This is a genomic window from Ectobacillus polymachus, assembly GCF_048159605.1.
GTDB classification, from domain to species: domain Bacteria; phylum Bacillota; class Bacilli; order Bacillales; family Bacillaceae_G; genus Ectobacillus; species Ectobacillus polymachus.
The window spans coordinates 737,281-760,920 of the sequence record NZ_JBLREB010000001.1 but is presented as its reverse complement, the minus strand read 5'-3'; the positions used below and the strand labels follow the sequence as shown (position 1 = coordinate 760,920).

Annotated in this window: 24 protein-coding genes and 1 pseudogene; 4 read left to right on the top strand and 21 right to left on the bottom strand. The window is 35.6% G+C overall.

Annotated elements, in window-relative coordinates; all coding sequences use genetic code 11:
- Positions 1–26 precede the first annotated feature (26 nt).
- The 7 genes from ACM5BR_RS03870 to asnB form a co-directional block, all read right to left on the bottom strand.
- On the bottom strand, positions 27–1,871 hold the full coding sequence (locus ACM5BR_RS03870) for a hypothetical protein (protein WP_416826045.1): 1,845 nt from the start codon (positions 1,869–1,871) through the stop codon (positions 27–29).
- On the bottom strand, positions 1,858–3,654 hold the full coding sequence (locus ACM5BR_RS03865) for a hypothetical protein (protein WP_416826043.1): 1,797 nt from the start codon (positions 3,652–3,654) through the stop codon (positions 1,858–1,860). Before ACM5BR_RS03865 ends, ACM5BR_RS03870 begins: the two co-directional genes overlap by 14 nt.
- A 113-nt stretch (positions 3,655–3,767) precedes the next feature.
- Positions 3,768–4,037 (bottom strand): LemA domain protein, encoded by a 270-nt coding sequence (locus ACM5BR_RS03860; protein WP_416826042.1) that lies wholly within the window; start codon positions 4,035–4,037, stop codon positions 3,768–3,770.
- 160 nt (positions 4,038–4,197) lie between these two features.
- Positions 4,198–4,758: a YdcF family protein gene (locus ACM5BR_RS03855; protein ID WP_416826040.1), complete on the bottom strand. Its 561-nt coding sequence runs from the start codon at positions 4,756–4,758 to the stop codon at positions 4,198–4,200.
- A gap of 132 nt (positions 4,759–4,890) precedes the next feature.
- Complete coding sequence (locus ACM5BR_RS03850; protein ID WP_416826038.1) at positions 4,891–5,322, bottom strand: Hsp20/alpha crystallin family protein; 432 nt, start codon at positions 5,320–5,322, stop codon at positions 4,891–4,893.
- A gap of 101 nt (positions 5,323–5,423) precedes the next feature.
- Entirely contained in the window at positions 5,424–5,897 is a 474-nt protein-coding gene (locus ACM5BR_RS03845; protein WP_416826036.1) for a GNAT family N-acetyltransferase, read from the bottom strand.
- A 154-nt stretch (positions 5,898–6,051) separates the two neighbouring features.
- Complete coding sequence (gene asnB, locus ACM5BR_RS03840; RefSeq protein ID WP_416826034.1) at positions 6,052–7,956, bottom strand: asparagine synthase (glutamine-hydrolyzing); 1,905 nt, start codon at positions 7,954–7,956, stop codon at positions 6,052–6,054.
- Between the two features lie 182 nt (positions 7,957–8,138).
- On the opposite strand from asnB, the gene ACM5BR_RS03835 reads away from it, so the two are divergent.
- Positions 8,139–8,603, top strand: coding sequence for an Hsp20/alpha crystallin family protein (locus ACM5BR_RS03835; RefSeq protein ID WP_416826032.1), 465 nt, complete (start codon positions 8,139–8,141; stop codon positions 8,601–8,603).
- 128 nt (positions 8,604–8,731) lie between these two features.
- Here ACM5BR_RS03835 and rpoD read toward each other — a convergent pair whose 3' ends face one another.
- From rpoD to ACM5BR_RS03820, 3 genes are all read right to left on the bottom strand, one after another.
- Entirely contained in the window at positions 8,732–9,823 is a 1,092-nt protein-coding gene (rpoD, locus tag ACM5BR_RS03830; protein ID WP_416827826.1) for an RNA polymerase sigma factor RpoD, read from the bottom strand.
- 652 nt (positions 9,824–10,475) lie between these two features.
- The gene (locus ACM5BR_RS03825; protein WP_416826030.1) at positions 10,476–11,060 is read right to left on the bottom strand and encodes an SCO family protein; all 585 of its coding nucleotides are present in this window, start codon (positions 11,058–11,060) and stop codon (positions 10,476–10,478) included.
- Positions 11,061–11,175: 115 nt separating this feature from the next.
- Positions 11,176–11,631, bottom strand: coding sequence for a helix-turn-helix transcriptional regulator (locus ACM5BR_RS03820; RefSeq protein ID WP_416826029.1), 456 nt, complete (start codon positions 11,629–11,631; stop codon positions 11,176–11,178).
- Positions 11,632–11,770: 139 nt separating this feature from the next.
- Between ACM5BR_RS03820 and ACM5BR_RS03815 the strand changes: the two genes are divergently transcribed.
- On the top strand, positions 11,771–12,751 hold the full coding sequence (locus tag ACM5BR_RS03815; RefSeq protein WP_416826027.1) for an MBL fold metallo-hydrolase: 981 nt from the start codon (positions 11,771–11,773) through the stop codon (positions 12,749–12,751).
- 224 nt (positions 12,752–12,975) lie between these two features.
- Here the strand turns inward: ACM5BR_RS03815 and ACM5BR_RS03810 are convergent, their stop codons facing one another.
- The 4 genes from ACM5BR_RS03810 to ACM5BR_RS03795 form a co-directional block, all read right to left on the bottom strand.
- Positions 12,976–13,818, bottom strand: a complete 843-nt coding sequence (locus tag ACM5BR_RS03810; RefSeq protein WP_416826025.1) for a DegV family protein — start codon at positions 13,816–13,818, stop codon at positions 12,976–12,978.
- 172 nt (positions 13,819–13,990) lie between these two features.
- Positions 13,991–14,164, bottom strand: coding sequence for a twin-arginine translocase TatA/TatE family subunit (locus tag ACM5BR_RS03805; RefSeq protein ID WP_416826023.1), 174 nt, complete (start codon positions 14,162–14,164; stop codon positions 13,991–13,993).
- Positions 14,165–14,335: 171 nt separating this feature from the next.
- Positions 14,336–15,052 (bottom strand): lysophospholipid acyltransferase family protein, encoded by a 717-nt coding sequence (locus ACM5BR_RS03800; protein WP_416826021.1) that lies wholly within the window; start codon positions 15,050–15,052, stop codon positions 14,336–14,338.
- 198 nt (positions 15,053–15,250) lie between these two features.
- Positions 15,251–15,886 (bottom strand): FMN-dependent NADH-azoreductase, encoded by a 636-nt coding sequence (locus ACM5BR_RS03795; protein ID WP_416826019.1) that lies wholly within the window; start codon positions 15,884–15,886, stop codon positions 15,251–15,253.
- Positions 15,887–16,588: 702 nt separating this feature from the next.
- Between ACM5BR_RS03795 and ACM5BR_RS03790 the strand changes: the two are divergent.
- Together ACM5BR_RS03790 and ACM5BR_RS03785 are read left to right on the top strand one after the other, a co-directional pair.
- A pseudogene (locus ACM5BR_RS03790) lies at positions 16,589–16,891 on the top strand (3D domain-containing protein); the annotation flags it as partial.
- Between the two features lie 188 nt (positions 16,892–17,079).
- Positions 17,080–17,574 carry a dihydrofolate reductase gene (locus tag ACM5BR_RS03785; RefSeq protein WP_416826017.1) on the top strand — a complete coding sequence of 165 codons (495 nt, stop codon included), beginning with the start codon at positions 17,080–17,082 and terminating at the stop codon, positions 17,572–17,574.
- A gap of 60 nt (positions 17,575–17,634) precedes the next feature.
- On the opposite strand, the gene thyA is transcribed toward ACM5BR_RS03785, so the two are convergent.
- From thyA to ACM5BR_RS03750, 7 genes are all read right to left on the bottom strand, one after another.
- Positions 17,635–18,429, bottom strand: a complete 795-nt coding sequence (gene thyA, locus ACM5BR_RS03780; RefSeq protein WP_416826015.1) for a thymidylate synthase — start codon at positions 18,427–18,429, stop codon at positions 17,635–17,637.
- 168 nt (positions 18,430–18,597) lie between these two features.
- Positions 18,598–19,170 (bottom strand): YpjP family protein, encoded by a 573-nt coding sequence (locus tag ACM5BR_RS03775; protein WP_416826013.1) that lies wholly within the window; start codon positions 19,168–19,170, stop codon positions 18,598–18,600.
- A 197-nt stretch (positions 19,171–19,367) separates the two neighbouring features.
- Positions 19,368–20,567: an ABC transporter permease gene (locus ACM5BR_RS03770; protein ID WP_416826011.1), complete on the bottom strand. Its 1,200-nt coding sequence runs from the start codon at positions 20,565–20,567 to the stop codon at positions 19,368–19,370.
- Positions 20,560–21,261: an ABC transporter ATP-binding protein gene (locus ACM5BR_RS03765; RefSeq protein ID WP_416826010.1), complete on the bottom strand. Its 702-nt coding sequence runs from the start codon at positions 21,259–21,261 to the stop codon at positions 20,560–20,562. Before ACM5BR_RS03765 ends, ACM5BR_RS03770 begins: the two co-directional genes overlap by 8 nt.
- Positions 21,262–21,329: 68 nt before the next feature.
- Complete coding sequence (locus ACM5BR_RS03760; protein ID WP_416826008.1) at positions 21,330–22,169, bottom strand: conjugal transfer protein TrbL family protein; 840 nt, start codon at positions 22,167–22,169, stop codon at positions 21,330–21,332.
- A gap of 11 nt (positions 22,170–22,180) precedes the next feature.
- Positions 22,181–22,672: a hypothetical protein gene (locus ACM5BR_RS03755; protein WP_416826006.1), complete on the bottom strand. Its 492-nt coding sequence runs from the start codon at positions 22,670–22,672 to the stop codon at positions 22,181–22,183.
- On the bottom strand, positions 22,669–23,520 hold the full coding sequence (locus ACM5BR_RS03750; RefSeq protein ID WP_416826004.1) for a bifunctional lytic transglycosylase/C40 family peptidase: 852 nt from the start codon (positions 23,518–23,520) through the stop codon (positions 22,669–22,671). Before ACM5BR_RS03750 ends, ACM5BR_RS03755 begins: the two co-directional genes overlap by 4 nt.
- Positions 23,521–23,640 lie beyond the last annotated feature (120 nt).

The window sequence follows — 23,640 nt, the reverse complement described above, 5'->3', positions numbered from 1 at the left end:
ATATTCGTATCCCTGTAAAGATGCAACTAAAACTTATCTAACCATTCAGAGAACAGCTCCATCATTTCAGCCTTACCCTTTACATGAATTTCATCATTCTTTGTTTTATATGGATAAAATTGAATAAACACCCCACATCCACTTTCCACCTTTTTAGGATGAACTTGACTACCAGGATATACACAAACAACTTCATATATAGCTCTTCTTTGGTAAAATCGCTTACCCTCTTTTTCCTCTACATATTTAATAGACCAATATTTATACATTTGCTCTGTTGCCTTTGTATTTCCAACCGGTTGAAAAATGTTGTACATCGGACTATACTTCACTTCAATAATAATAGATGAGCGATACTGCCATCTTGCTCCTTGCCGTTCATAATAATCCACACGTATATCTGGTTTTTTCGTATCTTCTCCGTTATAAAAATTACTATTTTTTTCAAGTGCAATTAACGGATGCGTTTCAATTAATTCATTGTATACGACTTTTACCATCTTTTCATTTTTATAAAGCTCAACTGTTGTTCCGTCTTGAAGTCCATCTATATAAAAATACGATTGGATTTGCTTGAGAACTGGCGTTAATGCAACAAACCCTATTTCTTGAAGAAGGAAGAGCAGCGATACATATACATAATATTCATAAATGACATAAGTTGGTTTATAGACAAACAAATAGCTAGGCATTCGTTCTGATTCGTACAGATCATTTAATTCAAGCAGCTGAATACATTGACGAAATGGAAATGGCAACGAGGAATATGATTGGACGATTTTCATATTGTTCCAAAATGGTTGGTGCAGTCGGTCTAACATATAAGAAAAAAACTCTATTACAAGGCTATGAAGAATTTTAAATTCTTGTAAGGTAACACTAGCTTTCTTCATTTCCATATCCTTTACTAAGTATAAATTTTTATATTTATGTTTTTCTCTATCTGTTACAGATCCATTCTTTTCAATTGATTGCATGATTGTCTTTATTGCTCTGTTTTCATTAATACCTACATTCACTTCATGTTCAAGCTTTACAATGGACTCCTCTATAAATAGAATCATAGTTTGAAGACGTGCTAAAAAAGAAACCAATTTATATTTTACATATTGATGAGCATCGCTTGGTTTCAATCTAAATTTACGATTCCACTGTTTTTGTGTAGATGTAGGACACCTTCGTTCATTTTTTCGAATTGTTTTTGAAGTAGGTTTACGAAATGTATGATTATACTCATAGATTGGTATATAACTATTTATTTTTTCTAAGTAAATAATTTGCTGTTTAATTTGTGGAATTTTTTTCAAAAGGAGACGGATCGAATTCATGTAAGAAGAATCTTCTAAATCTGTGAATATGCGAAATGTTTTCTTGTAATAACCCCGATCTAGTAATAGCGTTCTACATAATGATTGTACTGTATTTTGAATCAGTGTTAGCTGCTCATCGTTAAAATTTTTCGGTACAATTCGAATGGCTCCTAAGTATACCTCTTCATCATATATGATTTCAAAATGATACAGTCCACATCTCCATGGATATATATATTCCGTCTTGCCATGCTCATATAATAGCACCATCTTTTGCTTTGCACTTACATGATAACGAAGATCCATTCCTTGTTTTTTTCCATCATTTACTTTATTCCAAACAAACGTTACCTTGGCATCACATGATGTGTGAATAACGAGACGTAACGGCTTTAACTCCTGAATATCGTATATACAGTGCATAATCTGAGAAATAGATTGGGTAACCTTTCGCAATGGAACGACTTCCGCTCGTTCAACTCCTCCTACTAGAATTTGCAATTGAAACGGCAAAACCTTCCTATCTTCTACAATTTCTGTACAATACTCATGATTTAACATAACCGTACAGCTCCAGCTCTTTTGCTTTTTGTTTTAAATAACCAATGCTATTAGCAAATGAAGATACTTCTTGCGCAAACGGAGATTGGAGAATAGCCAGCAGCGATGTTGGGCTATGATTATCTTGATCAACAAGAGGCCCTACAACAGCATCAATCCCTCTTATTTTGGGGAGAATCCGTTGTGATAATTGTATATCTAGTGCCTCTTCTCTACTTAGAACTGGAAGAAGATCTTCATCTGTTGGAATGTTTGTTATATAGGAAGCAATAGCGGCAACGGTTCGAAATGATACTCCTTTTGAACGATCTACTTTCTGAAAAGCTAGATGTAACCGATCAAAAAGTTCGAGTTCTTCTTCAGAAAAAACGGTGGTAATAGATCGATGTTGATTCCATTCCCCTCTATATTCATTGGTAGAAACTATGTTACATATATGTTTCTTGCTCTTCTTCAGTAGGAATGACTCACGAAATGATAGCTTCTTTAACTGTAAAATATTCACTCTGTCTAGTAGACGGTCAGACAATTCCTTTGTTGTTTCGTCAAAATTCACTGTTCCTACAAATATGAGATTTCGACCAAGCTTAACGGATGACGGCACACGCGTATCCTCTTCCCTTGCATCATAAAGCTTCAATATCCGTTTCTCCTCATCTAATTCAAGAACGGATAAAAAAGTAGTAAACCAATGCTCAATAATAGAAATATTCATTTCATCAAACACAATCATAAATAGCCGTTCAGGATGAGCAGCAGCCTCTATAAGAGTAGAAATAATACCAAATTCACTTTCCATATAGGTACCATTTGGATGTAGGTAGCCTAGCAGATCTTGGGGTTCCTGTACACTAGTTGAAATTGGAACAAGAAGAAAATCCTTTCCAAACCTAAGTCCCAGCGCCTCCCCATACACTTGAGCAAGTTTCGATTTTCCAATTCCCGGAATACCACCCACAATGGTAATTGGACTCGTTTTTAAACAAATGTGAAAATTATAAATATCTAGCTCATCAATAAAGAGTTCTTTCTCAAGTGCAAGCTGTTTCACATTGTGTAAAAATTGTAACTCTCGTTCATTCACATGGTTGTTTTTTACACGATCATCTTCTTTATAAACAACATTTTTCCCTAAATCTCGTAATTGTTTTTGTAACAAGCGAAATGTATCCGATGAAACAAAGTAAAGCTGTTCATCTACTTGCATTTCCACATAAGAGTTCCAATCTTCTATATCAAGATAGAGCCCTTCCTTTGTTTGCTCTACAAACATCGTTCCACTTATCGATGGCTTTAAATCAATATTTCCATATAGCCGGCCATCTTTAATAAGTAGCTCGGGCATATCGAAATCACTAGTATATTTCGGTAGCATAAAAGAGGAGTATCCATTTGCTAACTTCCGATCTAACACTTCTCTTGTCTGTCCCTTTTGTAGTAATGGTGAAGGAATAATACAATATGAGCTTGCTAATTCTTGTTTTTGTGATTGGATAATTTGAGCATGCAGCCGATGATTATTGTAGCGTAAACGAAATAAAATAAGCATTTGTTGACGTTCCGCTTCGGTTGTGTTTGTAAAGAAGGATTCATTATGTTGATTGGAAAGTATTCCAGAAAAGACAGAAGGTAAGGTCGTATACATTTCCTTTAGGAAAGATGGAATAGGAGATAGACATTGTATATAAAAGGAAGTCAGATCGTGTTTTACATATTTACCGACGAACATCAAATGATGCAACCGTTTGATTTGCGAAGGATGAAGAGCACGCCGTAAATTCACACCTTTCGCCTCCTTTAGCATTACTTTTATATACTTATGCTAAATCTTAACAGAATAGAAAAAAGGAATTACAAATGAGAGTACTCTCTTTTGCAATTCCTTTTTAAAGGAGATTATACACATTGCTTCTTGGCGTTAGCTTGCTTTTCACGTTCAACAATGTTTCGTGCAATACGCATTTTCGTAATGGAGTATTGTAATGTATCGTTTGAGTTTGGATCTTTATTAAGTGCAATGGTAGAAAGTGCTCCAACTGTGCTCGCAAGATACTCGATTGAATCACGAATGTGAGGATCTCGATTTACAAAAGATTCGTTACGAAGCATTATTAAAATATCCTGCGCTATGCAATAAATACGTTGTAACTGTTCTTGTTCTTCCATGTCCAACACTTCCTTACATTTGAATTTTCATGACTAGCAAGATAGTATATTCTATTCGACAACGTGTCCATTCTTTCCTTACTAAAAAAATTTAATACGTTTCAAACGTTATAATCGCACGAAATCTCCGTTTACGTTCCAACGTTTTTAAAAATATATACTAATAGTGTGTAAGCCACGTATGGAGGATGGCAGCATATTCTCTCATGTAGGATTTCATGATTGCTTTTTTAGGAGTGGGAGCAGCTAATCCGTATGCATGTAAACCCAGGTCATTAGCAATCCATTTAGAACGGTACATATGATAATCATTTGTTACAATTATCACATTTGACAATTGGAATGCTTGCATTGAGAATAAGATATTCTCATACGTGCTTGTTGAACGATCTTCTACAAGAATACGATCATGAAAAACACCGTTTTCGAGAAGATATTGCTGCATAGCCATTGCCTCTTCAATAGGTTCATCTTTACCCCTGCCTCCCGAAACAATTACCTTTGTTTCGGGGTGTTCTCTTAGATAGGAAAGAGCAGTGTCAAGTCTTGCTTTTAACGATAACGAAATGCCTTCTTTGAACACCCTCGCTCCTAAAACAAGTAAATATTCTGCTTGTCCCTTCGGTATTTTAGTAGCTGCCGAGACGATAAGATACGTTGCAAGCATAACGTAGATGATTGGGACAGCTAGGAAACTAAACAGCAATTTTATCATTATCATGTTTTCTCCTCTTAAATAATCAATTACGAACTGAACATAGTTAAGAAATATTGTACCTTATTAAAAAAGAGGTGCCTAAATCGGAAAATAATCCTGTCTTGGCACCTCCTTCTCTATTTTCACCTTAAGCTATTACTGAATTTCAATCACTCTATGTTGTTCATTTACTTTATTTATTTTCGGTAAGATAACCTCAAGAATACCATCCTCATAGGAAGCCTTTATTTGTTCTTTATCGATTCCATCTACAAAAAAGCGACGCATGTAAGTACCACTATATCTTTCATTACGAATATATGTTTCGGCTTGGTTTGTATCTTCTTTTTGACGAGATGCCTGAATCGTTAATACGCCATCATGGTAGTCTACTAGTAATTTTTCTTTAGAAAAGCCAGGCAGTTCAGCGTGCACGACATAAGCATCTTCTTTTTCTTCAATATCAGTAGCAAATGAAGCTTTAAGTAGCGGCTTGAAAAAGTCACCATTCCACATATTCCATAAAGAAGACTCTAAATCCATGAAACCATCGCGACGATTCATCAACTCAGGAAAAAATTTTTTCATATGACGTCTCCTCCTTGTTATTTGTGAAAGATTTCTCTTTCTATTTTTAGTATAATCCTATGGTCAAATAAGGTCAAACTAGAGTATATCTTATCTAACTTCTACGAAAACAATACCTTTTCATAGCAATCTACGACAATTCCCTTATTCAAACATTTCGTTTCATAATATGTATACCCCATTTTTGTCCAGAATGATTTTGCTATATTGTTATTCTTAAATATACCTAATCGTAGTTTAGACTTTCCTTGCTTTATCAGCATTTCTTCAATGAAATAATACGCATTTGTTCCGTAGCCAAAATGATGATAATCCCCATGAATCATAAGTAATCCTAGCCAAGGATATCCGTCCTTCTCATTATTTTCTAAATAATCGACTAACCCGATATAGGTATCATCCGCTTTTATAAAGTAGGTCTTTCGCTCTGGATTGACATAGTTAAATTCTTCCGATAATTCATCATCCGTTCTCATCGGTCTTCCATTTTCACATTCATTGTAATACATATTACTATTCACAATTTCTTTGATAATATATAGGGTTGATTTTGTTATTGGCTCTAGCGTAAACATATATTCCTCCAATTTGCAAATTTCCTCATTATTTATAAATCAATCTATACGCTCTATTATACAAAAAGGAAGAGGTATGAAAAAAGAGTCCTTTCCCTTTTTTACATTCCTCTTCCTTTAACAACAATAATGTTTTACTTAGTATCTTGTCCTTTTATCGAACGTTGGAATACGCCTGCTTTGTTATCTCTTGAAACACATTCGTATCATATTTATCTTCCATGTAAATTTGGTGCCAAACCATGAATGATAACACAGTCCAAATTTTACGGCTATAGTCGCCTTTTCCTGCACAATGTGCATCTAATAAATTTAGTACATATTGTTTATCAATGCAGTAATCGGTTCCGCTTTCTTTAATGATAGACACTGCCCAATCGTGCATTTCATTTTTCAACCAATGACGAATTGGCACAGGAAATCCAAGTTTTTTACGATTTAAGACGTGATCTGGAACAATTCCTTGTACAGCCTCTCTTAAAATTGCCTTTGTCGTGCCATCTGCAATTTTAAGCTCAGTTGGAATGGTAGACGCAACATTAAATACTTCTTTGTCTAAAAATGGCACCCGAAGTTCCAATGAATGAGCCATTGTCATCTTATCAGCCTTCACAAGAATATCACCGCGTAACCACGTGAACATATCAATATATTGCATTTTGCTTACATCATCATAGGATCGAATTTCTTCATATAATGGCTTCGTAATATCCATATAGTTGATATGATTATTATAGTTCAACATTAATTTTGCTTTTTCATCTTCTGTAAAGATTTTGGCGTTACCATAATAGCGTTCCTCAATTGGCGTACATCCACGTTCAAGAAAGCTCTTTCCTTTAAATCCTTCATGCAATGCTCCGCTTAGTGCTTTTAATACCCGCTTACCAGGAGTCGGTATATATTGAAACATTTTTAAAGATGTCGGCTCATGATAAATATTATAACCGCCAAACAGTTCATCTGATCCTTCTCCAGAAAGAACAACTGTAACATGCTTACGCGCTTCTTTCGCAACAAAATACAATGGAACAGCTGCTGGATCTGCTAATGGATCGTCCATATGCCACATAATTCGAGGAAATTCTTTCATATATTCTTCAGGTGAAACAGTAACACTGTAATTTTTCACATTTAGCTTGTCTGCTGTTTCTTTCGCTACATCTACTTCACTAAAGCCTTCTCGTTCAAAACCAACAGAAAATGTAAGCAAGTTTGGATTAAATTCTTTAGCGATTGACACGACTATTGATGAATCGATTCCACCAGAAAGAAATGAACCAACAGGAACATCACTTCGCATATGTACCTTCACCGAATCATACAATACGTCACGAATTTTTTGAATATACTCTGCCTTTGGCTGATTAGAAGCTTTAAAATATGGCTTCCAATATGTATGAAATGATATTGGTTTTCCTGGTTCTTTAATAAAATAATGACCAGGTTCCACCTTACGAATATCTTCCGTTAGTGAATCAGGTTCTGGCACGTATTGATAAGTAAAATAATGTTGAAGGGAAGTTGGATTTACACCTTTGTTTTGCAAAACAGGTAATATACTTTTCTTTTCAGAAGAGAAGTATATCGCATCTTCATCTTGAGCAACAAACATTGGTTTAATACCAAAATGGTCGCGAGCGCCGAAAAGTCTTTTCTCTTCACGGTCCCATATCATAAATGCAAACATACCTCGCAAATAATCCACACATTTTTCTTTCATGTAAGCATAAAGTGCCACGATTACTTCTGTATCGGTTTGAGTAGCAAACGTAGCTCCTTTTTCAATCAACATTTCCCGTAATTCCACATAATTATATACTTCACCATTAAAAATGATGACGTAACGTTCATTTTCATATGTTAACGGCTGATGTCCCGCCGCAATATCAATAATACTTAAACGACGAAATCCAAATTGTACATGCTCATCTCTAAAGTATCCTTCATCATCAGGCCCGCGATGAAAAATAACTGCATTCATCGTCTCGAACTGCTGTTTTTCTTCAGCTGAAAGTTCTCTAGGCTTTTCGTATAAGCACCCTACAAAGCCACACATATTGTTACCTTCTTTCTATAGAATCCATTTTTTCTATACTATTATATTGACCTTATATATACTAGCACAAGAATGAAAAACGTGCGAGAAAAAGTAAAAAAAGATAATTTCTATATATATAACACATGTAGGCAATTTCATCATAGAATATGACATCCGTAAATTCATGGGAGGTTAGAATAATGAGCGAAGATAAAAAAAGTAACGATTCCCGTTTGCAAATGAAAGGGTACCTAAAGCAAATTGACGAATTTTTTGAGCAAACACCACTGCGAGGACTCATCGAAGATATGAATCATTTCTTTCAAAAAGGCAATCGTCTCGTTACATTTCCGGTTGATTTATATGAAGTAGGGAACGAACTGATTATTGAGGCTGAAATTCCTGGCATACAAAAAAACCAGATTAAAATTGAAATGGAAGAAGAATATATCCGTATCTCTATCAAAGATGAATTGACTACTATAGAAGATCAAGAGGTAAATAGCTATTACCGACGAGAACGGTCTACTTCTGAATCATCCCGTATCCTTCGACTACCTTACTCCATTAATAAGAAATTATCAAAAGCAACATATGAAAATGGCATTTTAACAATTCGCGCACCAAAGATTCCAAAACAGAGGAATACACTATCAATCGAATAGATTACGATCACAAGCTTTGAACATGTCTAATCTTGTATTAACTGTTTTTCCCCCAAAAAAGGTGTCCTAAAATTTTTTAGGACGCCTTTTCAAACTTGAAATAGAGAATCCTATACGAATACAAACACTCATTCATCTAAAAAATCTTTCAGACGTTTACTACGACTAGGATGTCTTAACTTTCTAAGAGCCTTTGCTTCAATTTGTCGAATACGTTCTCTTGTAACACAAAATACCTTACCAACCTCTTCTAATGTACGAGTACGGCCATCATCTAACCCAAAGCGTAAACGAAGCACATTTTCTTCCCGATCTGTTAATGAATCTAACACATCCTCAAGCTGTTCTCTTAACAGTTCATAGGCTGCATGGTCGGCAGGCGATATCGCTTCATGATCTTCAATAAAGTTACCAAGATGTGAATCGTCTTCTTCGCCTATTGGTGTTTCTAGTGAAACAGGCTCTTGGGCAATCTTTATAATTTCCCTGACCTTCTCTGGTGCAAGATCCATTTCTTCACTAATTTCTTCCGGAGTAGGCTCTCGTCCTAAGTCTTGAAGCAATTGTCGCTTAATTCGAATCAGCTTATTTATCGTTTCTACCATATGAACCGGAATACGAATTGTACGTGCTTGGTCTGCTATTGCACGAGTAATAGCTTGACGGATCCACCAAGTCGCATACGTACTAAATTTATAGCCTTTACGGTAATCAAATTTTTCTACTGCTTTCATAAGGCCCATGTTTCCTTCTTGAATTAAATCTAGGAACAACATGCCGCGTCCTACATAGCGCCTTGCTATACTCACAACAAGTCGCAGATTTGCTTCTGCTAAATAACATTTTGCTTCTTCATTCCCTTGTTCAATTTGATGAGCTAATTTAATTTCTTGCTCGGAAGAAAGTAAATCAACCCGGCCAATTTCATTTAAATACATACGAACTGAATCGTTTACTTTAACACCTGGTGGAATACTTAAATCATTTAAATCAAATTCTTCTTTTGCATGTTGATTGCTATTAGTAGGATCTTCTTCAGAATCACCTACTAATTCAATTTCCTGTTCCACTAAAAGTTCATAAAAAGCAGCCAGCTGATCAGATTCTATGTTAAATCCAGTCATTCGCTCTGCAATCTGCTCATAAGTTAATACGCCGTGCTTTTTACCAAACTCAATTAACTGTTCTTTTACTTGATCAAGGGTGACATCCTGTTCCATTTCATTAGGATAAACTGATTTGTTAACCATTTGTTCCCCTCCTTAAACGGGTTACCAATCTCCTATAGGAAAGGCAGCCAACTCCTGCCCTTTTTTGTTAATGGCCAATCATTCCTATACAAATATGCTTTGGTAATTAAGAAAAAAATTCAAGTAATATATCAATCTATCATTTTTTACCATAGAGGGACGATTGCTCATTTATTATGTCGTATTTTTATTCGCTACATCACGGAAGGATTCCTTCATAATTCGACACTATTTCTTGTAAATACTCAAAAATGTGTAGAGGATATTGTAGTTTCATACTTAAAGAAATCATCCCGATAAAGTGAAACTTCCCTCGGTGGGGGTTTTCTCTCATCCCCCACCGAGGGTTAGTTGAACCAATCGGACTTTTACGGGCAGTTGTCCCCCACTTAGCCTTCTCCGATTTCTCTAAGCCTTGAAGTGGGGGTCTTACTGCCCGTTAAAGCGGGATAAAATAAAAAACGCCCTTTTTCATATAAAAAGCCAATATGGCAAATAATATGAAAAAGAACGTTTTTCTTTTCTAGCTCTAGTAGACCGAAAGAAAAATAGTACATTACATGAAGTTGAAATAATACAGTATGTATCCCTTAAGCACTAGTTCCCAAGTCTTCGGTGAACTTTATTTTGATAAAAGCTTGATGTCGTGAATAATATTCTCGTATGGGACATTGCTATATCCACTATACTTTTTAACAATGGTACCAGTACGATCAATTAAATAAAAATTAGTCCCATGTGTTACTTGCGTGCTGCCTGAAGGTTTATCCACAACTGTTCGAAAAGATGTTTGAGCTAAATTTTGAATATCTGCTTGCTTATACCCTGTTAGAAGATTCCAGTTTGACGTATCATTCGTATATGTTGAAACAAAGGTACGGATGGCATCAGGAGTATCTACTTCCGGATCCACACTAAATGAAACAAATTGAACATCTAGCTTTTCTTCCTTCGCCATGTTCTGTAACCGAACTAAATTCGCTGTCATTGGCGGACATACTGTTTGACAGCTCGTAAAGAAGAAATCAGCAACTGTCACTTTTCCCTTTAAGTTGTCTATTCCAAATGATTGACCATTTTGATTCATATACTGGAAGGGCTCTACCTTCCAATTTAATGGATTTCGTACTTTTGAACTTGCACTACACCCTGATGCAACGATAACAAGCAAGCAAATCACCACAAGTAAACTTCGATATCGTTTCATACAAGAACTCCTTTTCTAGTAACTACATTATTATTGTAGCAAAGTGAGAAATGAAATGAAAACACTTTCGGTTACTAAAAAATATAACTTTGACAATTTAGTGAAACTTTTAAAATTACTGTGACTTTACTAATTCTTCAAATTTAGCTAACGCTGACTCTTTTTGAAACGTACTAAACCATCGATAATCTTCACTATCTACTATACGGTAATGCTGACTAATTATGTTTTGTTGTAATCGAAAAGAACCTTGCTGTCCCAATTCCTTCCACCATATTTTTCCGCCTAATGTTTTTTTCTTTTGATAGGATACAGACTCCCTTGCTAAAACCGTTACTATTTCTAACGGGTTACCCCCAAATGAAGCAACTAATATTTCACTGTCCGCAAACAATGCACATACGGCTACAACCGTTGTCCATGATGGAATCACTCTCTCCTTTTCTATTTGTACTAACGTTTTTTTTGAAATACCAAGAATGTCTGCCATTTTTTCTTGCGTATATCCATTTTCAATACGTACAAGCTTCATCTTCTTTGCAACTAGTACCATTGTTTTTTGTTTATTCATCCCTGGCACCTCAATTTTCTATGTAAAGAATAATTAATGTAATTTTACACTTATTTAATATGTAGTCAATGATTTAAGCGTCTTTGACTAACATTAACTGTATACAATAATTATGACTAAAACGTTAGAGGTGATGTTTATGGGGAGAAAACGATATGAAAATATGGATGGAGTTATAACTGCTAAAACCCTTTCACAATATTTTCAGATGAAAAAAGAAAACAGAAAGAAAAATAATAATCTTCCATATATAATGGATCAATCACCTATTAAACAAATAGAATTTTTGCATAGAAATAAAACGGCTCCTTCTATAACTTGGATTGGTCATTGTACATTTCTTATTCAAGTAAATGGAATAAATATTTTAACTGATCCTATTTGGACGAAGGATTTAAAAATATACCGTCGTCTTACGGAACCAGGAATTCGCTTAGAAGATCTTCCGCCTATAGATATTGTACTTATTTCACATGGTCACTATGATCACTTAGATTTCTCAACATTACGAAAATTACCTTCTACTATTCAATATCTGGTACCAATTGGTCTTAAAAAATTATTTCACCGAAAAGGATTTACCCAGGTTGAGGAATTGGAGTGGTGGGAGAATACAACAATCCAAAATATATCCTTTCATTTCGTACCTGCTCAGCATTGGACACGAAGAACTTTATTTGACTTAAACCGTTCTCACTGGGGCGGATGGGTTATTCTAGATGAATCATCGAAGGAATCTATTTATTTTTCTGGAGACAGCGGGTATTTTCGAGGATTTAAAGAAATTGGCGAACGTTTTTCTATTCATTATGCGCTACTGCCAATTGGTGCGTATGAACCAGAGTGGTTTATGAGAGCTGTTCACATGTCGCCAGAGGAGTCTGTGCAAGCTTATATAGATTGTAAGGCAAAACATTTCATTCCTATGCATTATGGATCCTATCCACTTACAACGGAAACACCTTATGAAGCTCTTGAACGTCTTCGTAATAATTGGAAAACGCGCGAGCTCGATCCGGAGCTACTACATGTATTGCTTCTAGGTGGTACTTTGCATCTTGCTCATCTTCAATTTATGTTTAATAAAAAAATTACCGAAAACAATGCCCTAACCGTATAACAAAGACGTCCTTTTGAACATTATATATAGTAAGAAGGATTTAGGAGGACGTTAGATGTTTCGTACATTACCATCTTATTTGAAGCGTCGATTCATTATGAGTGCTATTGCATTACTCACTCTTATTATTTGTTACTTTATAAATTTACAACCATAGCTTGTTTACTAAAAAAGCGGAAGGAAAAGGATATCTCCTTTTCCTTTCCTAATTTCCTTCTATTCATTTATTCAGCAAAATACATAAAGCCAATTGCTCCGCTCCCTGTATGTGTACTAATACTAGGTCCTGTATGGCAGATTTGTATTTCGGTAAATCCACTAATTTTCTTAATTACTTCCTTCATCTCTGTAGCAAAAGGAATTGCGTTTGCATGAGGTATGCTGACGCTTTTAATTGTTTTTCCTTTCGTATCTTGATCAAATAGTTTCGCTAACGTTTTTATGACTTGACCATGGCTTCGAACTTTAGCAATTGGAGTATATACGCCATCTTCTAAACTTGCAATGGGCTTAATATTTAATAGCGAACCAATTAATGCTTTACCTCGACCAATCCGACCACCCTTTACAAGATTTTCAAGTGTGTCGACTACAACGTATAAATACGAATTTTTTCTAACTTCTTCTAAACGTTGTAATATTTCTTCCATCGAGCGATTATCTCTAGCCATTTTTGCTGCTTCGAGCACCTGAAATGCAAGAGCATGTGAGATAAACATCGAGTCCACTACGGTAACGTTTGTACTTGTCATCGTAGCAGCTGTTCTTGCTGTGTTTACTGTACCACTCATACCTCCTGTCATATGAATGGACAGAACTTCACTTCCATCTTCTCCAAGCTTATCATACATTTCAACGAACGAACCGACAGCTGGTTGTGATGTTTTCGGCAGTTCCTTCGCGACTTGCATTTTTTCTAAATATTCTTCAGGAGATATTTCAACTTGATCCATATATGTTACACCATCAATCGAAATAGATAGAGGAATAACATGAATACCGTACTTGTTTAATTCTTCTTGTGACATATCTATAGTAGAATCTGTCACAATTTTAATGTTTGTCATAGTGTAGTTCTTTCCTTTCTCAAACACCCTCTTTGTTATTATACTAGTATTTATATCGCTTTCAATATGATATTTGTCATATTACAACATATAGCTAAAATAAAAAAAGATGCGACAGGTTACCACTGCTCACATCCTATAGTTCCTATTTAGTTTCGAATGAAAAGAAAAATCATTGTTTTTTGTCTTCTTTCCGTTCCTCTCGAAAATCACTAGTCGATTTTTTAAATTCCTTCAACGTTTCCCCAAATGCTCTCCCTATTTCCGGAAGTTTCTTCGGTCCAAACACTATGAGTGCAACAGTTAAAATTAATATTAACCCAGGAAAGCCAATGTTTGAAAACATGTCAAAACCCCCTTGAAAGTTTGACGTTACAACTTCCCCTACTTCTTTTTATTGTGTCAAAAAAGAAGACAAACGTCAAGAAATAAAATTCCTTATATTTCCTTTTTGTTTCAAAAATACAGAATAAACAAGCTAGCCTACGAGCATAGGCTAGCTTGTTTGAAAACCCAATTATTTAATTATTTTAGCTATTTTATCATGCGTATAATGTGCCAATTCTTTTAAATCCATATCCTTGTATTGCTCTTCATAGATTGGTTCATGAATGGTTAGTGTAATATGAGCCGGTTTTATCCGATTATTGTTTCCTTCTAAAATGTTGTACGTTCCATTAATGGTTAACGGTACAATTGTTACTCCTGATTTTGTTGCCAAATGAAAACTTCCGGTCTTGAATTCTCCCATTTCTTTTCCTTTGCTACGTGTACCTTCAGGAAAAATAACAAGTGAATGACCTTCCTTCAATTTCTCTATGCCATCTTTAATTGCTTGCAAGGATTGACGCCGATTGCTTCGATCCATAAATACACTATTCATCATAATCATCCAGTCTTTCACAATCGGTAACTTTTGGAGTTCAACCTTCGATATAAATCCAAACGGCTTCTGTAAATACCCCATTAATAAAGGAATATCGAAATTACTCTGATGATTGCTGACGAAGAGCACAGCTCCCTGCTTTGGAATACGTTCAAGTCCTATCACATCTACTGTTGAACCGGATACACCAATCATTCCCTTTCCAAACCAATCTGGTACATGATGGACAATTCTATCCTTTTCTTCTGGAGAAAGCGTGGCTGGTAACCTCTTATACCGAATTAAACCCGGAACTGTCCCAAATACAAGAATAATAATTCTAATTACAGCAAATATAGTACGAAACATAATAGACCCCCAAATAACATACATTCGTGTCCATTATACAAGACTCTTTATGTAAAAAGAAGAAAAAACAAAAACGAGGATGAAACAAAGCATAGCTTACTTACTTTGTTTTCATCCTCATTTACAATGTATCGTAACCATTTTGCTCTTATCCCCAGCTTGATAGCTAGATATACGACTGGGATTTACGTTATATGATTACCAGCGTTTTGCTAGTTCTTTTGCAGCTTCGATTGCTTTTTCTTTAATTTCTGGTGCTTGATCAGGTGTTGCATTCATACCTTCTACTGGTAAATATTCAAAATCTGTAACACCCATAAAACCTATAATTGCTTGTAAGTGATTATGTCCATGATCAAAACCTGTTGCAGGACCTTCAGAATATACGCCGCCAGCACCTTGAATATGAAGAGCTTTTTTCCCTTCAAGAAGACCAACAGGACCATTTGCAGTATATTTAAATGTTTGTCCAGCTATGCAAAGATTATCAATGTATGCTTTAACAACTGGAGGATAGCTTAAATTCCACATAGGTGTTACAAATACATAACGATCTGCATTCTTAAATTGTTCAAGATTTGTATTCATTGCACTAATTTTTTCTTGTTGACTTGTGCTAAGTTCTGTAAAAGAAACACCTGAACCTAGTTTACCCCATGCTTCTAATACTTCACCATCTATGAATGGTACATTCGTTTTAAACAAATCAACTGTTATTACTTCATCAGATGGATTTGCTTCTTTGTATGCTTTGATAAATTCTTCGCCAACAGCCATACCGTAAGATGCTGTTGATGGATTTGGGTTTCCAGTAATAAATAGAACGTTTGCCATGTTTTTCTCTCCCTACTTAATGTAAAATAAAATCTTTAATTTAAGAAATATAAGTAAAAATTTATTTACTTACATTACTTTAGTAAGTTTATAAAAATATAATACGAATGTCAACTATTACACTTCATATTTATTTTTAATTTTTATGATATTAATTTGTAAAAAAATACGCTTCATTCTTTGATTACCCTCCTAATTTCGACAATAATCCTATTCCTTTCATGTCAAGGGAATCAAATATATTACATAATTATTACCCCGGTAACATTCCCTTAACAATTCAATTACTTTGCTTGCTATAATCCATTACATCTCATATCCTTTTATGCACAAGGATGGTAAATATTCCTATGAAAGGTGATGCTCTTGCGAATAATAAAACGATTTATGTCGATGCGAATGATCCCTACGCTAATCTTGGCATTAGGATTTGGAGGAGCGACTGTAACCGTTCAAAGCCAGTATGATGAGGCAAAGCAACAGCACCAAGAAATGCAAAGCGAATTACAACAAAAAAATGATGATTTAGAACGAAGAATACAGGTCCTTACTCAGCAAGCAGATCAACTGAAGCATACTGATCAGGATAAGGATTCTGAAATAAAGCAAATCACGCAGCAACTACAAGATTCACAGCAAAAATTAGAACAAGCTGGAGTCTCCTTTTCTTCTAGTGATGAATCCGCTTCTGTTCGTACTATTCATGTTACGGCCACTGCTTATTCAGCTGATCCTGCTGAAAATGGTGGGACATACCAAGGAAAAGTATTAACGAAAACAGGCTATAGTCTAACTGATAATCCAAATGCAAAGGTAATTGCAGTAGATCCAGATGTAATCCCGCTTGGGAGCACAGTATGGGTTGAAGGATATGGCTATGCAAAAGCAATAGATACAGGTAGTGCAATTCATGGAGATCGTATTGATATATTTATGGATAATAAAGAACAGATGAATGAATGGGGTGTTCGTACTATTCAAGTTAAGATATTAACCCCCCTATAAAGATAGAAGCTAAATTTATGGTAATTACATTCATTCATCAATGTAATACGAAATTATTCTTAGAACTCCTACAATCCCTTCTCAGATGTGGGAGTTTTATTTTTCCTCCTACCTCTATCGTTTTACTATCCTATTCATGTATACTTGTAAACAAAGTATGACTATTTTTCTAAAAGGAGTTTCTAGCAATGTTCTCACTTATTGTAGCTATGGATGAAAATCAATTAATAGGTAAGAACAATACCTTACCTTGGCACTTATCAAGTGACTTAAAAAAAGTCAAAGCACTAACGACTTCGAATGTTATCGTACTAGGCAGAAAGAACTTTGAATCGATTGGAAAGCCACTTCCAAACCGATTAAATGTTGTATTAACAAGGAATAGTAATGTATCCATACCTGGATGTGTAGTTATGCATTCCGTTGATGAAGTCGTTTCTGCGTTTCAACATGACCCAAGAGAAATATTTATATTTGGAGGAGCTGAAATATATAAGCTTTTTTTCCCATACATTAGCAAAATGTACATAACGTTAATCCATCAGACATTTGAAGGAGATACCTATTTTCCGCCCTATAACAAGGAGGAATGGAAGATATTATCTAAGGAAGAGGGTATTGTGGATGAAAAAAACAAATACCCACATACCTTTTATGTATTGGAACGTAAACAACAAAACTAGCGTGCTTTTTTCATTTTCTATTCACAAAAAAGCACCAAAGCGATGCTTTGGTGCTTTTATTCATACAGATACTGGTGCTTTAATAAGAGGATGCGATTCATAACCCACCAATTCAAAATCTTCGTATTGATAATCAAAAATCGACGCTGGCTTTCTCTTTATTACTAGCTTTGGCAATGGATAAGGTTTACGCGTCAGTTGTAGCTTAGCTTGTTCCAAATGATTCGCGTACAGATGAACATCTCCACCTGACCAAATAAACTCTCCAACCTCTAAATCACATTGCTGAGCAATCATATGGGTTAACAATGCATAGCTAGCAATATTAAAAGGAACACCTAAGAAAAAGTCTGCCGAACGCTGATTTAGCATACAAGAAAGTTTTCCATCTGCAACATAAAACTGGAACGAATAATGACAAGGTGGAAGTGCCATCTTACTAATTTCTCCCACATTCCATGCATTTACAAGCAATCGTCTGGAATTTGGATTGTTCTTTATTTGTTGAATCACTTCCGAAATTTGATCAATCACTTTCCCATCTGGCGTTTCCCATGCTCGCCACTGCTTCCCGTAAACAGGGCCAAGATTGCCTTCTTCATCTGCCCATTCATCCCAAATAGAAACGCCATTTTCTTTAAGATAAGATATATTTGAATCTCCTTTTAAAAACCAAAGGAGTTCATAAATGATAGAGCGTAAATGAAGCTTTTTTGTCGTAACAACCGGAAATCCTTCAGACAAATCAAATCTCATTTGACGAGCAAATGTAGAAATCGTTCCTGTACCCGTACGATCTCCCTTCTGGATGCCATTGTCTAAAATATCCTGCATCAGTTGTAAATATTGTTTCATATATAAATCTCCTCCCAAACACTTGCTTGTTTTACTTTACAACAGAAACAAACAAATGAAAAGAATTGAAATTCAGGCTCCCCTAGAAACCAAAGATTCGCTCATTTCCATTTTTCCTAAAATTCCCTTGTGTTTAGGCAAAAAAAAGACAAGCATTAAACTTGCCTTTTAGGACAACCATTGTGGAGGCTGGTTTTTACCCCAGTAAATCGTCCCTAATTCGTGATGTGCTACGAAATTGTCTTGGGCTGTATGATAATGAAAGTCAAAATAATATCCATCTTTAGGTGGATGATCCCTTCTTACATGAAAACGCAATAAATCTTCGTTCGTACATATATCATATATATGTAAAATTTTTTCATTTTCTCCGCCCTTAGGATATTGAGATACAGCTAAATTTGAAAATGTTTGTAATGATTGCTGGTTAGCAAACGATGTAATCATATCTGTTACTTTTGGTAAAATCGTATCATCAAATTTTGTACCAATAACAGGGCTAATTTTTGATCCGAATTTTTCTTTTGTTTGTCTCTCAGCTTCTCCCACAGCGTAAGTAATGAAAGATTCAGCTGATATATCATCTTTCTTTTCCTCTACTATTACCTGCGGAACTTGCTCTACATTAGCTTTTGATTTATCCGTCCTAGTAGGATTTAATAAAGAAGCTGGTGGTGTGACAATACCAAATGTGCACACCGTAATGATGACAACAAGAGCTTTTTTTAGCATTTTCAACATGTAGGTCAACCCCTTTCGACCTCTTCATTCCATGTATTGCTTAATTTTATGAAAAATCCTCCTTAAATGAGAAGGCTTTTTCATATTTTTTTAATTATTATTAAAAACAAGAATACAACTTTTCCACTGCGAATGGGTGAAAAAAGATGAAATTTCATAAAGTTTTAATAATATCGTATGAATAGAGGGAAAGGGGATTATGGAAATAAAATATACCGAATACCAATGGCAATGAGTAAGAGAAAAATAATAGCAGCAATCGCTACATTCACAATGCTTAGCGAAATAATACCGTACCAAATAACTGCAGGAATACACATAAATGTAATAGCTTTTGCACGACTAAACAAAACTTCTCCTTGCTCTACATGTAAACGTACCCATATATGATTTGCAAACACAGTCCACTTCTCATCCATCTGTTTATATAGGGCAAATATGACAAATAACAACATGAGAAGAGTAAGCCACCATGGAGCAATGAATATAATAACCGAACTATACATCGTAACCATTAAATAAAATCGTATATGAAGTGGATTTCGAATATACTGTTTGATAAACGCCTCTGTCACATAATGAATACGATCTTCCTTTTTCCATAATCTCTTTGATTTCGGAAACAGCCTTGGTTTTATGCTAGTACTGGATTGCTGAACATGACCACCACTTCTAATTATGAATGAGAGAATACTCATAGCTGCTTTTCTTTCTTCTTCAATTTCACTCAGAAAAAACCGATGAAATTGTAACCGATCCTTTATAAAAAAGGAAATTGCTATCAAATGAAGAATAAGAAAGAAACCACTAAGATAGGAAAAAACAAGGAATATATATATTTCAAACAAAAGGAGAATAATCATAAGAATAGTACCAGTCGACCTTACAATAGTTAACTCCCAGTTGTTCTGTATACGGACAGAAATGAAACGACGCAAAAATTGTTGTAACAACGTAATACTAAAAAGAAGGAAACCTAATAGAAGAATCTTACTAACTGAGAATGCATATCCAACTCGAAGAAGCGGCAATAGAACAACTATAGCGAGTATGCTTTCACATGCTAAAACAACAGTAGAATAGATGATGCCATTCTGTACAATCCTAGATACAAAGAATTTGTTTTGCATGAGAAATAAGCTATCCGCATCCTCTAAAAAAGAACGAACCGTACCAAGTGATAGAATAATAAATAACAATAGTATGAAAACAACTAGTGGAATGTGCATCATCCATGTTGGAAGGGATGTCCAAAGAGAATGATAATACATACCGGCAAAAAATAAGGTTGGTACAACTGCATATAATGCAATCGTCCAATCTACAACCGAGCGAATAGATTTCCATTTCTCGAATACTTCATGCTTCAGTCGTTTTAGAAAGAGTTGATTATGCATAACAATCACGTCTCACAATACGATCAAAGCATTCAAGTAATGTTCCATGCGGAAGTCCACTCATCGTTTGAATATCCGAAAGGCTGCCATCGGCTAGTAAATTTCCCTCTGAAACTAATAAAAATCTCTCGCAAATCCGTTCGGCCGTATCAAGTACATGTGTGCATAGTAAAATACCTGCTCCGCGGTCTTGCTCCTGCTTTAACAATTTCAAAAAATCATGGATAGCTGTCGGATCTAGCCCTAGAAAAGGCTCGTCTACAATATAAAAGCCCGGTTTTGCTAAAAACGCAAGAATGAGCATTGCTTTTTGTTTCATTCCTTTGGAGAATTGCGTTAAATAGTGATGTTTTTTCTCTTCCATACGAAAAATGTGCAGTAGTTCTTCTGCACGTCCTTGCCAGCCATTATCGATCGAACTTGTAGCAGCCAAAAGCTCTATATGCTCCCAAAGAGTTAGATAATCATAATAGATAGGCTGCTCAGGAACATAGGCATAACCTGCCCCCTGAAAGGTAATTGTTCCATCCACATGTGGAAGAAGTCCAAGCAGCGCTTTAATAGTCGTGCTTTTTCCTGCACCATTGGCACCGATTAACGCAACCATCTCACCCGCTTTGATTGAGAAAGTAATGTTGCGAATGATTTCGTTTTGTTCTGTATATCCTGCACTATGTATATCTACATGAAGCAACCTGATTCCTCCTTGTACAAAATTCCATTTCATTCTATTTTATCATTAAATTGTTATATGCAGCATACTTACTTAACGAGCTTCATTGTGACATATCTTATCATCACGGCTTTCCCTGTACTGCCAACAGCGTCTACGGCTTTCCTACCTGCCCCCGTGCTATACAAAAATCTTCTTAAAAAGCTTGGACCCGTTAAGCAAAACACCATATAACCAAATCCAATCACAAAATCTTGTAAATTAGCAGCGTCCCCTATACTATTAAACGAAATCCATATAATCATAATTTGTAAGCTTTGCGTAAATACAGTCGCAATCGTTTCTCGCCACCAAATACTCCATATATTCATTTCCTCATTTACAATCGACCAAGCTGCAAGTGGGCTCATAATAAATAAAATAAGCAATTCTACTGTTCGAATCACATACTGAATAGCTAACAATAGAAAGATAATTGCCATACATAATCCTGCGAGTAACAAGGATGTTGCTCCTGCGCCGGGAAGACTTACAAATTTCGAAAATGTTTCCACGCGAATTCCTTTATTGAGAAAAATTTCGACAATTGCATTGTTAATTGGCAGTAATACATCCTTTAATAAAAAAGGAGCTAACATAGCTAATGTTCCTCCTAGAAATGTTTTCACAATTACCTCCTGATAGCCGCGCTGGCTATATCCTCCGACTTTATCAATAATAATTTTGAATAGATTAAATATGAAAAACACACCACCCATTGTTACCGAAATGAAAAGTACGATATGGTAGGCTTCAGATACATATGGATAACGCGTTAAATCTGTCGGGGAAAATAAATAGATAGAAAGCCAGCCGAAAGCTGCATTTGCAATGTCACTCATCAGACTATGAATAAGTTCATTTACATATTCTATCGGGCTTTTAAACATCATCTTCCTCCTTAGGGCACATCTGCTAGAAACTTAATATCTTGGATTTTCCAAACATTTTGCTTACGTAAATGAAGAAGGACATATTCAACATGAGTGGTTGTAGAAGAATTTACCGTAATAGATCGTGTTATGGCTGCAATACTTTCCGCACTATCATTAGTAACTGCTCCCGCGTATACTTGTATGTTTTCTATTTTTATTTGCACCTTAATGCTGGTTTTATTCAAATTGTCACCGGGTGGGACAACCGTTGTCTTTACTTGTTCTGTCGTATACGGAGAAACATCACCACCGCTGTAAAGCGCAGTGCAAAATGAAACAACTGTCTCTTCCCACGAATCTTTACTTTTTGTAGCTAGTACTTTGTTTTCTTCCTCTACCTTTTTCGGTGGTTGAATAGATTTTTGTACAACATGCTGGTGCTCCAAATAAAAATAGATTACCCAAAGAAATAGAAAGACAAGAATAAATAATAAGATTACCCATTTCATGAATTTCATTTCGTTCCTCCTTGAAGAACACGTCCATAACCATAAATTTTACTTTTCCATAATGGATTAGAAAGATCGCTATATCCAACCCCTGACGAGTTACTGTTATACATTTTTCCATTTCCCACATACACGCCTACATGACTAATAAAAGCATGGTTACTCGTCCCTGTAAAAAAAACTAAATCACCTGGCTTTAGCTCTGTTTCACTGACCCGACTAGAATAATAATATTGTTCCTCTGCTGTTCTAGGTAACTGAATACCGACCTTCGCATAAATCCAAGTCATAAGGCCGCTACAATCAAAGCTTGTATCAGGAGAATCCCCGCCCCATACGTATGGCCATCCTTCAAATTTACGAGCCTCCGCTAAAATCGTCTCAACTTGAGAAGAACGATTCTCATTTTGCTTGGTACTTGTATAATATCTCATCACCTTTATAGAATACGTATAATCACCATAGCAGAATGGACTCCTCCATCCGCAGTTCTCACTCTTTGCATGGTTCATAGAAAACTTCTTACGGAGTTCTTCTGTACCGATCCCTCCTTGCTCCTTTACAAAATACAACCATCCTGGACCATAATTATAACTTTGTACAATCGTTTCCGTATCGGTAATTCCAAGTCCCCTGGCTAAAGTAAGCATTTGCTTCCAGTGCTTAATACCTTGAGCAATACTAGCAACAGGGTTAGTAATAGCCCCTACGGCTAAACCAGCTGATTCACTACTTTGCATAACGTCCGCAGCCCTTCCTCCGCTTTCCTGCATCATAATGGCTAGTAGAAGTGGGAGCTGATCTCCAATTTGCTCTTTCATAGCTAGCTCTCGAACGACCGGTTCCCACATCCACACTTCTTCGGAAATATTCCCCTTTTTACTAGGTGGCACGGTGCTAGGAAAAAGCAATAGAAAAAAGACAAGGAAAAAAAAGAAAAAAACAACTACAATTTCTTTCCAAAATCGAAATACTAC